The sequence below is a fragment of the Streptomyces sp. NPDC055287 genome (genome assembly GCF_053646035.1).
In genome coordinates this window covers 593,228-606,140 of sequence record NZ_JBSHNE010000002.1, presented here as the reverse complement: position 1 = coordinate 606,140, position 12,913 = coordinate 593,228, and the positions used below count along the sequence as shown (strand labels likewise).

The window sequence follows — 12,913 nt, the reverse complement described above, 5'->3', positions numbered from 1 at the left end:
GGGCACCGACAGGCGGGGCCGCCGTGCGCCCGCCGCCGGTACGTCGTCATCCGGCGGCCAGGGGCTCATCCTGTACGTCGGTGAAGAGGCGCAGCCGGTGGGCGACGGCGGCTGCTTCGCCCCGGCCCGAGACACCGAGCTTGGCCAGGATGTTCGAGACGTGGACGCTCGCCGTCTTGGGTGAGATGTAGAGCTCCTCGGCGATCTGGCGGTTACTGCGCCCGGCCGCGACCAGGCGCAGTACGTCCTGCTCGCGCGGGGTCAGGCCCAGCGACGCGGCCGGGCTCGCGGTGAGCACCGGCGCGTCGGGCGCCTGCGTCAGGGAGAGGCGGGCGCGCTGGGCGAGCAGCGCGACGCTCTCGCCGAGGGGACGGGCACCCAGGTGCTCCGCCGCCGCCCGGGCCAGCCGCAGCAGCTCGGCGGCCCGCGCACGCTCGTCGGCGTTCAGCTCACGCGGGCTCACCGCACGGGCCTGCTGTGGTGCGGGCGCATCTGTGTCGCTGGCGCCGGTGACTGAGGCGGCGAGCAACGCCTCCGCCCAACGCAGGCGAGCGCGGGCCAGGTCGTAGGGGCGCTCCAGCGTTTCGAACGCCGCGACGACGCCGGCCCAGTCGTCGGGGGTGGCGGCGCCCTCGGCCCGGCGCAGCTCGGCCCCGACCCAGCGTTCGTACGCGACCCAGAGCGGCACCGGGGTGGCCAGCCGCTTCGCCCGGGCCCGGATCAGCTCCAAGGCCTCGGCGCGGCCCGCCTCCGCGGCCGGGAGGCCCCGCGCGTCCGCCTCGGCGACGGCGGCTTCGGCGAGCAGCGCCCAGGCGTAACGGTGCGTTCCGAGGGGGAAGCCGGCGTCGGCGGCCCGCGCGAACCCGGCGCGGACTTCCGCGATGCGGCCCCGGGCGGCGGCGAGGGTCAGCTCGATCCGGTGCAGCGGAAGGTCGTGCTGGGGCATCGGGTCGTGGCTGCCGAAGTACGCGCGGGCGGCGGCCAGCCGCTCGTCGGCCACGGTCAGTTCACCGCGGGCGCGCGCGACATCGGCCTGTATCCAGGCGGCGGCGCCGCGGGGCTTGGCGCTGGGCGCGGAGGCCCGTTCGATGCCGATGGCGTGCTCGACGGCCTCGCTCCAGCGCCCGAGCGAGACGAGGGACTCGGCGAGGTTGCCGCGGACCCAGGCCTCGACGTCGGCGAGACCGTACTTCCTGGAGAAGGCGACGCCCTCCTCGGCGATCTCCGCGGCCTCGAGGGAGCGTCCCACGGACTCTAGGGCCGAGGGCAGGTTCACGTGGATGCGGCCCGCCACACTGGCCATGCCCTGCGCGACGGCCTGCTCCCTGACGGCGTACAGCGTGGCGAGGCCGCCCTCGACGTCGCCGGAGTCGACGGTCAGGCCGCCCAGGGTGGTCAGCGCGGACAGTTCGGTGTCCCGGGCGCCGACCATGCGCGCGTACTCCACGGCCTGCTCGGCGGCGACCAGGCTGTCCGGGCCCGGCTCGTGCAGCATGCCCCAGCCCGCGACGTAGGCCAGGACTTCGGCATGGACGGCGGACGGCGGCAGGCCGCGCACGAGGTCGCGCGCGCGGGCGAGTTCGGTCCAGCCGTCGCCCCGCCCCAGGCTCGATATCAGCTTGCAGCGCTGCACCCAGAACCAGGCCTCGCGCAGGGCGTCGCCCTCGCCGTCCAGGAGTCTCAGCGCCTTCTTGGCGATCTTGAGCGCCCGTTCGCGCTCGCCGCCGAACCGGCCGGCGACGGTGGCCTCCGCCATGAGGTCGAGGTAGCGCAGCGGTGTCGTGGCGGGATCGCAGCCGCAGGGCGGGTAGACCTCGGCGTAGTCCAGGGGCCGCAGCACGGCGCGGACCTCGGCGGGAGCGTCGTCCCACAGCTCCATCGCGCGTTCCAGCAGGCTCAGCTGATCGGCATAGGCGTGCCGGCCGCGCGCCTCGACCGATGCCTTCAGTACGGCGGGAAGCGCCTTGGCGGCGTCGTGCGCGGCGTACCAGTAGCTGGCGAGACGTGTGGCGTACTCGTCCGCCCGTACGAGCGAGGGGTCGGCCTCCAGGGCTTCGGCGTACCGCCGGTTGAGGCGGGAGCGCTCCCCGGGGAGCAGGTCGTCGCTGAGCGCCTCGCGCACCAGGGAGTGCCGGAAGCGGTAGCCGTCGCCGTCCGGCGTGGCGAGCAGCAGGTTGGCGCCCACTGCGGCCCGCAGCGCCTCGATCAGGTCGTCCTCGGGGAGCCGCGCGACGGCGAGCAGCAGCCGGTACTCGACGGTGGAGCCGCCCTCGGCGACGATTCTGGCGACCTTCTGGGCGTCGTCGGACAGCGTTTCGACCCGTACCAGCAGGACGTCGCGCAGGGAGTCGCTCAGGCCGGTGGCGCAGCCGGTGCCCATGCACGAGGCCAGTTCCTCCACGAAGAACGCGTTGCCGTCGGAGCGCCTGAACACCTCTTCGACAAGGGCCGCCTCCGGTTCGGCGGCGAGGATTCCGGTGAGCTGGCGGTGCACTTCCGAGCGGTTGAAGCGGGACAGCTCGATGCGCTGGACCGTGCGCAGCCGGTCGAGTTCGGCAAGGAGAGGCCGCAGTGGGTGGCGGCGGTGGATGTCGTCCGCGCGGTAGGTGCCGATGACGACGAGGCGGCCGCGCCGCAGGGTGCGGAAGAGGTACGCGAGGAGGTGGCGGGTGGAGGTGTCGGCCCAGTGCAGGTCTTCCAGGGCGAGCACGACCGTACGGTCGGCGGTGATGCGCTCCAGCAGGCGGACGGTCAGCTCGAAGAGGCGCGCCATGCCGTCTTCGCTGTGCTGGTCGCGGGTGGTCTCGCCGAGCTCGGGCAGCAGTCGGGCCAGCTCGCCCTCCTGTCCCGCGGCCGCCGCGGCGAACTCGTCGGGCAGCCTGCGCCGCAGGGCGCGCAGCGCGGTGGAGAACGGCGCGAACGGCAGCCCGTCGGCGCCGATTTCGACGCATCCGCCCACGACGACGACGGCGCCGGCCTCGCAGGCCGCGGCGAAGAACTCCTCGACGAGGCGGGTTTTGCCCACGCCCGCCTCACCGCCCACGAGCAACGCCTGCGGCTCGCCCGCGGTGGCGCGGGCGAGCGCATCGGTGAGCTGGGCGAGTTCGCCGGCGCGGCCGACGAACACCGGGCTGACTGACCTTGTTTCCACATCGCTGAGCATCGCACAGGGGTCCGACAACGTGGGGCCGACCAGTGAACCTCTCAAGGCCACGACCGTCATCTCGCGTCCTTCGAGCCGCCGTCAGGCCGCCGTCACGCGGCCCGCGCGAAACGGTTGCGCAGCGAACTCACCGGCCCCTCGGATGCGTTCTGCCCGGACGCGCGGGCGGCGCGGCGGTCCGACCTGCGTGCCTTGGCGGCCTGGCGTGCGAGGCGTTCGGCGGCGGCGACGCGCATCAGTTCGGCGGCGTGCTGCTGCTGGATCTCGTGCTCGAACATGGTGTTCTCCCCGGTGAGGTGAGTCATTCGCTGATTTCCATCGCTTTCTGCGATGCCTCAACTCTCGTTCCCCAGGGGCCCCCGCCGCATCGGGAGAGTGCCGCATCTTGGCAGCACGAAGGGCCTTAGGGACGTACGCGCTCAGTGCGTACGTCCCTAAGGCCCTTGGTGTGGCTGCCTTACTGGCCTGCTCCGGCGCCCGTTCCCGCGGCGGGCGGGGCGGGCATCGTGGCGAAGAGGTCGAAGTACATGCCGACGGAGACGAGCAGTCCCAGGACGCCGAGGGCGAAGCCCGCCCAGGCGAAGGAGCGGACCCAGCCGGACTGGTCGTTCGTGCCCGGCGTACCGAAGGCCGGGCGGACCAGCACCACGACGGCGACGACGAGCGCCAGCAGGGCGAAGCCGCCGTTGACGAGGGCGGTCATGTGCCAGCCGTTGCCGTACAGCGCGGCCACCTGGTCGGCTGGGCTGTCGGTCTGCTTGGTCCCCAGCTGGCCGATGAGCGTCTGCCGCTCGGCGGCGACCCGGCTGGTCCAGGTCCCGCTGAGAGCGGCGAAGCCGAGCACCGTGGAGACCACGGCGGCGGCGCCCGCGCCGACGCCGGAGGACGTGGCGCGCGGAGCCTCGTCCGGGAGGTCCGCGGCCTCGTCGTCCTCATCGACGTAGGCGTCGGCCTCGGCGTCCGCCTCCACGGCGGCTGCGGCCGTCTTGGAGCCGCTGCCCGTGGTGTCCTGGCCGGTGGCCTTCGTGGGTTCTGCTGCGGCGATCTCGTCGCCCTTGTCGGGCTCGCCTGCGGCGGCGGCTGCTTCGTCGGACTGAGTGCGGGCTGTGGCTGTCATACGGCGCACGCTAGGTGCGGTTTCTGAGAGCTTTCTTAACGCCCCTCGCGCCACTCCGGTGCCAGCACCGACCAGACCTCCATGTCGTGCCGTACGCCCCGGTACAGGTGGCTCTCGCGCAGTACGCCGTCCCGCGTCATCCCAAGCCGCTTCGCCACATTGATGCTGGCGGTGTTGGCGGAGGCGACCATCCACTCGACGCGGTGCATCCCCCGCTCGTCCACCGCCCAGTCGATCAGTACCCGCGTGGCGCGCGTGATCAGGCCGCGGCCCACCGCGGACTCCTCCAGCCAGCAGCCCGCCTCGCAGTTGCCCGCCGCGGCGTCGAAGGTCCGGAAGAGGACCCCGCCGACCAGCGTGCCGTCGAGCCAGATGCCGTAGATGCGGCCGGCGTCCGCAGCCTGCTTCTCGGCGTACGACTGAAGGAAGGCCCGCGCCGAACCGAGGTCCGCGGCGGCCTCCGCGAGCCCGATGTACTGGCCGATGTACTCGCGCCCACGGTCGATGTGGGCCAGGAACTCCTCGGCCTGCCAGGGCTCCAGGGGGCGCAGGACCGCGTCCTCTTCGCCGGTGCCCAGCTGTATCGCGAACATCCCGCTCCTTGCCGGTTAGGGCACGAGCTGCTGCGACTCCTCGGACTCGCCCGTGCGCTGAGCCTCGATCCTGTCATGTGCCGTGAGGCATTCGGCGGGTTCGATGCTGATGCGCGGCAGCCACCGGTCGAGCCGGCGCGGCAGCCACCAGTTCGCGCCGCCCAGCATGTGCATGAGCGCGGGGACCAGCAGCGTACGGAGGACGAACGCGTCCAGGGCGACGGCCGCCGCGAGCGCGATGCCGAACATCGCGATCACGCGGTCGCCGCTGAGGACGAAGGCCAGGAAGACCGAAATCATGATCACGGCCGCGGAGTTGATCACCCGGCTGGTCTCGGCCAGGCCGACCCGCACCGCCCGCCGGTTGTCGCCGGTTTCCAGCCATTCCTCGTACATGCGGCTGACGAGGAAGACCTGGTAGTCCATCGAGAGCCCGAAGAGCACCGACACCATGATCACCGGGAGGAAGGGCTCGATCGGGCCCGCGCTGCCGAGCCCGAGCAGCTCACTGCCCCAGCCCCACTGGAAGACGGCCACGACGACACCGAAGGAGGAGGCGACGGCGAGCACGTTCATCAGGGCGGCCTTGAGCGGGATCCCGACGCTGCGGAAGGCGAGCAGCAGCAGGACGCAGCCCAGCGCGATCACAACGCCGACGAAGAGCGGCAGCTTGTCGACGATGACCCCGGCGAAGTCGTCGTAGCTCGCGGTGATGCCGCCGACGTACACCTCCAGGGACGTCCCCTGCTCGGCCTGCGGCAGGAGGCTCTCGCGCAGCCGGTCGACGAGGTCGCTGGTGTCCTGCGACTGCGGTGACGACTGCGGTACGACGCTGAGCGCGGCCGTGCCGCCGTCCGCGTCGTACGCCACGGGGCTGACGGACGCGACACCGTCGGCGCCGCGCACGGTGCCGGCGAGTGCGTCCATGGCGGCGCGGTCGTCGGCGCCGTTGACCTCGGCGACGAGGGTCAGCGGGCCGTTGCTGCCGGGACCGAAGCCGTCGGCGATCAGGTCGTACGCCGAGCGGGTCGTCGAGGTCGCCGGGTTGTTGCCCTGGTCGGACGTGCCCAGGTGGAGCCCGAGGGTAGGCAGCGCGAGGACCAGCATGACGACGGCGGCGACGGCGCCGAGCAGCTTGGGGTGACGCTCGACGAAGGCGGACCAGCGGGCGGCGAAGCCGGTGGGCAGTTCGGGCTGCGGGCCGTGCTCGGCGAGATGCCGGCGTTCGCGGCGGCTGAGCGCCCTCATGCCGATGAGGGAGAGCAGGGCGGGCAGCAGGGTCACCGAGGCAGCGACGGTGAGGATCACGGTCAGCGACGCGGCGATCGCGACGCCGTTGAGGAAGGACAGGCGCAGTATCAGCATGCCGAGCAGCGCGATGCAGACCGTGGCGCCCGCGAAGACGACCGCGCGGCCGGTGGTGGCGACCGCGTTCGCGGCCGAGTCGGCGACGGACAGGCCGCTGCGCAGGCCCTTGCGGTGCCGGGTGACTATGAACAGGGCGTAGTCGATGCCGACGCCGAGCCCGACCAGCATGCCGAGCATCGGTGCGAAGTCGGCCACGGTCATGACGTGGCCGAGCAGGACGGTGCCCGCGTACGCCGTACCGACGCTGACCAGGGCTGTCGCGATGGGCAGCAGGCTGGCCGCGAGCGAGCCGAAGGCGACGAAGAGGACGACGGCCGCGACCACGACCCCGACGATCTCACTGAGGTGTGATTCGGGGGCTTCCGTGAGGCCCACGGCGCTGCCGCCGAGCTCCACCTGGAGCTTGGCGCTCTCCGCGCTCTTCGCGGTCTCGACGAGCGCCTCGGCCTGCGACTGGAGGACGTCGTCGGACTGCGCGTCGAAGGTGACGGTGGCGTAGGCGGTGTGCCCGTCCTTGCTGATCTGTGCGGCGCCCTCGCGCTCGTACGGGCTGACGACGGAGACCACGCCCGGGAGGTCCTCGATGGCGTCGAGCGTCCGCGTCATCGACTGCTCGACTCCGGCGGCCTGGACGGTGGTGCGGCCCGCGGTATGCCAGACGACGGTGTTGCTGTCGCCTCCCCTGCCGTCGAATCCGGCGTCGAGGAGGGCGGTGGCGCGTCCCGACTCGGTGCCGGGGACCTCGTAGTCGTTGGAGTACGCCGAACCGGCGACTCCGGCGGCTCCGGCCACCGCGCCGAGCGCGAGCAGCCAGAGCAGGACTGAGGCGAAACGGTGCTTGACGCACCACCGGGCGATCGATGCCAACGGACTTGCTCCCTGGGTGGTTCGTGGATCTTTACCGGGAACAAACCCGCAAAGAACTCAGGACCTACGCTGAGCAACTTTGACAGCCAAAGGTGATCCTTTGTCCCTTTCGTGCGCATAGTCACAGCAGCCGCGGGAGCCGAGGGGCGCAGCTCCCGGGCCCCCGCGTACACCCGGCGTGTCAGCCTGAGACGCTCGCGCGCCCGTCCTCAATGTGCCCCATGAGACGCCTGCGGAAAGCGCCGTCACCCGTAACGGTGATCGACAAGTCGTACCACCCGTGGGCGTCCGCGGCGGAGTGCACCACAGTGCGGCTGCGGCCGGGCTTCACGGTGACTTCGCGCGGCCGCCGCTCGTCGAGGTCGTCCTCGTCGGCGTACGCGAGCGTCCGCACGGTGAAGGTCAGCGGCTCCTTGCCCCGGTTGACGAGAGTGAGGTGCAGGTCACGGTCGCGTACGTCGAGGTACGAGGAAACCTCTGCGGCGCCCGCCCGGTCGCCGGCGAACTCGCGGCGGAAGCCGTTGGGCCCGGTGATCGTGAACCGGTAGGCGTCACGCGTAAGGGGTACGGCCCACTGCGCCCTCCCCCTTACATCCCGGTGTTGCGGAATGGCGAACTCACCGGCGTAGGGGTAGAGGGCGAAGTGCGCGCTCGCCCGCCCCGTATTGCTGAGCTCGACCTTGAAGGCGCCGCCCTCCACCTTGCCGTGCGCGTCGGGCTGGTACGGCAGCGGACGCGCGGGACGCGTTCCCTCCTCCTGGACGGGCATGTGCTGCTCCAGCGGCGGGACCGGCCGCCAGCGCCCCGTGAACGGCGGTATCGCGCCCGGCTGCTCGACCTGGGGCTGCCGGCGCCCCCGCCGGAAGTCGAACGCCGAGGTCAGATCGCCGGCGACGGCCCGCCGCCAGGGAGTGATGTTGGGCTCCTCGATGCCCGTCCACCGCTCCAGGAAGCGGATCACGGAGGTGTGGTCGAAGACTTCCGAGCAGACGTACCCGCCGACCGTCCACGGCGAGACCACCAGCATCGGGACCCGGATGCCGAGCCCCGTCGGCCGTCCCTGGTAGCGCTCGTCGGTGTTGTCGGCGGGCGGCACGGGCGGCGGAACGTGATCGAAGAACCCGTCGTTCTCGTCATAGTTGATCAGCACGACCGTGTGCCGCCAGACGTCCGGGTGCGAGCCGAGCGCGTCGAGGACCTTGTAGACGAGCGAGGCGCTGGCGATCGGCGAGGAGGAGCCGGGGTGCTCCGAGTCGACCGCCGAGGGCACCAGGTACGACACCTCGGGCAGCGTGCCCGCGGCCACGTCCGCGCGGAACTGGTCGGCGAGACTGCCGGTCTCCCCCCGCCGCAGGCCACGCTCGAAGAGCGAGCGCTCCGCCTTCGTCAGCGTGGCCACGCCGTCCTCCAGCGCGGCGAGCAGTTTCTCGCGCTCGGCGGCGTCCGCGGTGTCCCGGACCTTGGCGTAGAAGGCCTCCATGTAGGTGAAGCCGCCGGGAGCCTTCGCGAGCACCTTGCGCGCGATCTTCTTGAAGGCCGTGAAGAACTCGATGTTGTTGTCGGTGAAGTTCTCCCACTCCTGGTACGTCTTCCAGGACCGGCCCGCCTTCTCCAGCCGCTCGGCGTACGTCGGCCACGGGTACCCCGGGTGGGTGCCCTCGGCGTACGCCGCGTTGGTGACGGCGCGGCTTCCGTCGGCCTCGTGCCCGGTCCAGCCGCTCCACAGGTGGTTGCGGTTCGGGCTCGTCGACGTATGGATCGACGAGTGGTAGGCGTCGCAGATGGTGAAGGTGTCCGCCAGCTCGTAGTGCAGCGGCAGGTCACGGCGGTCGTAGTACGCCATGGTGGCGGCGGTCTTGGCCGAGACCCAGCCGTCCATCCAGCCCTGGTTCCAGGCATTGGCTCCGCCGCCCCACGAGTGGTCGAGGTCGCCGATGTACTGCAGGTCCTTCTGCTGCGCCTCCGCCGCGTCCCGGACGGGGAAGGGCAGCACCGTGCGGGACGGCGCCGGCTGCTCGAAGACCGGCTTCCCGGACGGGAGCTCCACGGCGTTGCGGTCACCGAACCCGCGGACACCGCGCAGGGTGCCGAAGTAGTGGTCGAAGGACCGGTTCTCCTGCATGAGGACGACGACGTGCTTGACCGCCGCCAGCCCGCCCGAGGCCGGTTCGGCGGCGATCGCCGCCTGCAGCGACGGCGGAAGCAGCGATCCGGCCGCGGCGGCGCCGACGGCGCCTCCGCCCAGCGCGAGCATCCTTCTGCGCGATATGTCCGATGACACGCTCGACCTCCCAGTCGACAGCCAATGGTCCACCTGTGATCCATTGAGTGGTACGCCAGGGACGGTAGTGAGGCCGGATGGCGACGAGAAGACCCAGCGACGACTCCGGCGTGAACGTCCAAGACAAGGCGCGAAGAGTCCAAGCGCTATCCGGCCACGACCTGTGCGGCGGGCCGCGCACGCCGAGGGGCGGCGTCCCGGACGAATCCGGTACGCCGCCCCTCGGATGCGATCGGGGCGTCAGCCCTCGGTCACGCCGAGCTTCTCCAGGATCAGCTCGCGCACCCGCGCCGCGTCGGCCTGGCCGCGCGTGGCCTTCATGACCGCGCCGACCAGCGCGCCGGCCGCCGCGACCTTGCCGCTGCGGATCTTGTCCGCGATGCCGGCGTTGGCCGCGATCGCCTCGTCCACGGCCGTGCCGAGCGCGCCCTCGTCCGAGACGACCTTCAGGCCGCGCTTCTCGACGACCTCGTCCGGTCCGCCCTCACCCGCGAGAACGCCCTCGATGACCTGGCGGGCCAGCTTGTCGTTGAGCGAGCCCTCCTTCACGAGGGCGGTGACGCGGGCGACGTGCTCCGGCGTGATCGGCAGCGACGCGAGGTCGCGGCCCGACTCGTTGGCGTTACGGGCCAGCTCGCCCATCCACCACTTGCGCGCCGAAGCCGCGTCCGCGCCGGCCTCGATCGTGGCGACGATCGGGTCGATCGCGCCGGCGTTGAGGATCGACTGCATGTCGTGCTCGCCGACACCCCACTCCTCGCGGAGGCGGTTGCGGCGTACCCGCGGCAGCTCGGGCAGACCCTGGCGGAGCTCCTCGACCCACGCACGGGAGGGGGCCACGGGCACCAGGTCGGGCTCCGGGAAGTACCGGTAGTCCTCGGCGTTGTCCTTGATGCGGCCGGCCGTGGTGGAGCCGTCCTCCTCGTGGAAGTGCCGGGTCTCCTGCACGATCGTGCCGCCGGAGTTCAGGACCGCGGCGTGCCGCTGGATCTCGAAGCGGGCAGCACGCTCCACCGAGCGAAGGGAGTTGACGTTCTTCGTCTCGGAGCGCGTACCGAACTCCTCACGGCCGTGCGGCCGCAGCGAGAGGTTCACGTCGCAGCGCATCTGGCCCTGCTCCATGCGCGCCTCGGAGACGCCGAGCGCCTTGATGAGCTCGCGGAGCTCGGCGACGTACGCCTTCGCCACCTCGGGGGCGCGGTCGCCCGCGCCCTCGATCGGCTTGGTGACGATCTCGATGAGCGGGATGCCGGCCCGGTTGTAGTCCAGGAGCGAGTGGGACGCGCCGTGGATACGGCCGGTGGCGCCGCCGACGTGCAGCGACTTGCCGGTGTCCTCCTCCATGTGGGCGCGCTCGATCTGCACCCGGAAGATCTCGCCGTCCTCCAGCTGGACGTCCAGATAGCCGTTGAAGGCGATCGGCTCGTCGTACTGGGAGGTCTGGAAGTTCTTCGGCATGTCCGGATAGAAATAGTTCTTCCGGGCGAAGCGGCACCACTCGGCGATCTCGCAGTTGAGTGCGAGGCCGATCTTGATGGCCGACTCGACGCCGATCGCGTTGACGACCGGGAGCGAGCCGGGCAGCCCCAGGCAGGTGGGGCAGGTCTGGCTGTTGGCGTCCTGCTTGAGCTCCGTGGAGCAGCCGCAGAACATCTTCGTCTTTGTGCCGAGCTCGACATGGACCTCGAGGCCCATGACGGGGTCGTAGGACGAGAGTGCGTCCTCGTACGACACAAGTTCAGTGACGGTCACGGTGAAACTTTCCCTCTCAGCCCAGCAGAACGTCGTCGTCGCCGAGCTTCTTCAGCTCGCGATAGAGCAGAGCGATGCCGGTGGCGATGGCGGCGGCGGAGACGACGGCGTCGACGAGCCGGAGCGTGTCATTGTCCCGGCGGGCCATCCTGGCCTGCTTGACGACGCTGATCGCTCCGAAAGCGGTGGTGCCGATCGACAGGTACGTACCGGCCTTGGAATTCTTGAATCCCTTGGCCTTGACGGTCATTGGGCTCACAGCGACGGTGCCTCCTCGAGCAGCGGGTGTCCCCACTTTTCCACGAAGGCTGCCTCTACGGCGGCTCCGACCTGGTAAAGACGGTCGTCCTTCATGGCGGGGGCGATGATCTGCAGGCCGACCGGCATGCCGTCCTCGGGCGCGAGGCCGCAGGGCAGCGACATGGCGGCGTTGCCGGCCAGGTTGGTCGGGATGGTGCACAGGTCCGCGAGGTACATCGCCATCGGGTCGTCGGCGCGCTCGCCGATCGGGAAGGCGGTGGTCGGCGTGGTCGGCGAGACGATCACGTCGACCTTCTCGAAGGCCTTCTCGAAGTCCTGCGTGATGAGGGTGCGGACCTTCTGGGCGGATCCGTAGTACGCGTCGTAGTAGCCGGAGCTGAGCGCGTACGTACCGAGAATGATCCGGCGCTTGACCTCGTCGCCGAAGCCGGCCTCGCGGGTGAGGGCGGTGACCTCCTCGGCGGACTTCGTGCCGTCGTCGCCGACTCGCAGGCCGTAGCGCATGGCGTCGAAGCGGGCCAGGTTGGAGGAGCACTCCGACGGGGCGATGAGGTAGTACGCGGACAGGGCGAGATCGAAGGACGGGCAGTCCAGCTCGACGATCTCGGCGCCGAGGCCGCGCATCAGCTCGACGGACTCGTCGAAGCGCTGGAGGACACCGGCCTGGTAGCCCTCGCCGCGGAACTGCTTGACGACGCCGACGCGCATGCCGGCGACCGAGCCGTTGCGGGCGGCCTCGACGACCGGCGGGACCGGGGCGTCGATGGAGGTCGAGTCGAGCGGGTCGTGCCCGGCGATGACCTCGTGCAGGAGCGCGGCGTCCAGGACCGTACGGGCGCAGGGGCCGCCCTGGTCGAGGGAGGACGAGAACGCGACCATGCCGTAGCGGGAGACCGCGCCGTACGTCGGCTTGACGCCGACGGTGCCGGTGACGGCGGCGGGCTGGCGGATGGAGCCGCCGGTGTCCGTGCCGATGGCCAGGGGCGCCTCGTACGACGCGAGAGCGGCGGAGGAGCCGCCTCCGGAGCCGCCGGGGATCTTGGTCAGGTCCCACGGGTTGCCGGTCGGGCCGTACGCGCTGTTCTCGGTGGAGGACCCCATGGCGAACTCGTCCATGTTGGTCTTGCCGAGGATGACGACGTCGGCTGCCTTGAGCTTGCGGGTCAGCGTGGCGTCGTACGGCGGAATCCAGCCTTCGAGAATCTTCGATCCGACGGTGGTCGGGATGCCCTCGGTGGTGAAGATGTCCTTGAGCGCGAGCGGCACGCCGGCCAGCGGGCCGAGCTTCTCGCCGTTGGCCTTCTTCGCGTCGACGGCGCGCGCCTGGGCCAGGGCCCCCTCGCGGTCGACGTGCAGGAAGGCGTGCACCTTCTCGTCGACGGCCTCGATCCGGGCCAGGTGGGCCTCGGTCACCTCGACGGCCGTGAGCTCGCCCGAAGCGATCTTCGCGGCGGTCTCGGCGGCGGTGAGCTTGATGAGGTGCTCGTTCTTGTGTGTGGCGGTCGTCATGG

9 protein-coding genes are annotated in these 12,913 nt (G+C 71.2%); all 9 read right to left on the bottom strand.

What is annotated here, in order from left to right; translation table 11 throughout:
- Window positions 1-46: 46 nt before the first annotated feature.
- A complete protein-coding gene (locus tag ACWIHY_RS06020; RefSeq protein WP_454374371.1) occupies window positions 47-3,163 on the bottom strand; it encodes a helix-turn-helix transcriptional regulator in 3,117 nt (1,038 codons plus the stop codon).
- A gap of 92 nt (window positions 3,164-3,255) precedes the next feature.
- Window positions 3,256-3,468, bottom strand: coding sequence for a hypothetical protein (locus ACWIHY_RS06015; protein WP_454374370.1), 213 nt, complete (start codon window positions 3,466-3,468; stop codon window positions 3,256-3,258).
- 152 nt (window positions 3,469-3,620) lie between these two features.
- Window positions 3,621-4,280, bottom strand: a complete 660-nt coding sequence (locus ACWIHY_RS06010; RefSeq protein WP_454374369.1) for a hypothetical protein — start codon at window positions 4,278-4,280, stop codon at window positions 3,621-3,623.
- A gap of 35 nt (window positions 4,281-4,315) precedes the next feature.
- Window positions 4,316-4,873, bottom strand: a complete 558-nt coding sequence (locus ACWIHY_RS06005; RefSeq protein ID WP_454374368.1) for a GNAT family N-acetyltransferase — start codon at window positions 4,871-4,873, stop codon at window positions 4,316-4,318.
- A gap of 15 nt (window positions 4,874-4,888) precedes the next feature.
- The gene (locus ACWIHY_RS06000) at window positions 4,889-7,108 is read right to left on the bottom strand and encodes an MMPL family transporter (protein ID WP_454374367.1); all 2,220 of its coding nucleotides are present in this window, start codon (window positions 7,106-7,108) and stop codon (window positions 4,889-4,891) included.
- Between the two features lie 181 nt (window positions 7,109-7,289).
- Window positions 7,290-9,389, bottom strand: coding sequence for a phosphocholine-specific phospholipase C (locus ACWIHY_RS05995; protein ID WP_454374366.1), 2,100 nt, complete (start codon window positions 9,387-9,389; stop codon window positions 7,290-7,292).
- A gap of 240 nt (window positions 9,390-9,629) precedes the next feature.
- Window positions 9,630-11,141 carry an Asp-tRNA(Asn)/Glu-tRNA(Gln) amidotransferase subunit GatB gene (gatB, locus tag ACWIHY_RS05990; protein WP_454374365.1) on the bottom strand — a complete coding sequence of 504 codons (1,512 nt, stop codon included), beginning with the start codon at window positions 11,139-11,141 and terminating at the stop codon, window positions 9,630-9,632.
- 16 nt (window positions 11,142-11,157) lie between these two features.
- The gene (locus ACWIHY_RS05985) at window positions 11,158-11,391 is read right to left on the bottom strand and encodes a hypothetical protein (RefSeq protein WP_214975120.1); all 234 of its coding nucleotides are present in this window, start codon (window positions 11,389-11,391) and stop codon (window positions 11,158-11,160) included.
- A 5-nt stretch (window positions 11,392-11,396) separates the two neighbouring features.
- Window positions 11,397-12,911: an Asp-tRNA(Asn)/Glu-tRNA(Gln) amidotransferase subunit GatA gene (gene gatA / locus ACWIHY_RS05980; protein WP_454374364.1), complete on the bottom strand. Its 1,515-nt coding sequence runs from the start codon at window positions 12,909-12,911 to the stop codon at window positions 11,397-11,399.
- Between the last annotated feature and the right edge of the window lie 2 nt (window positions 12,912-12,913).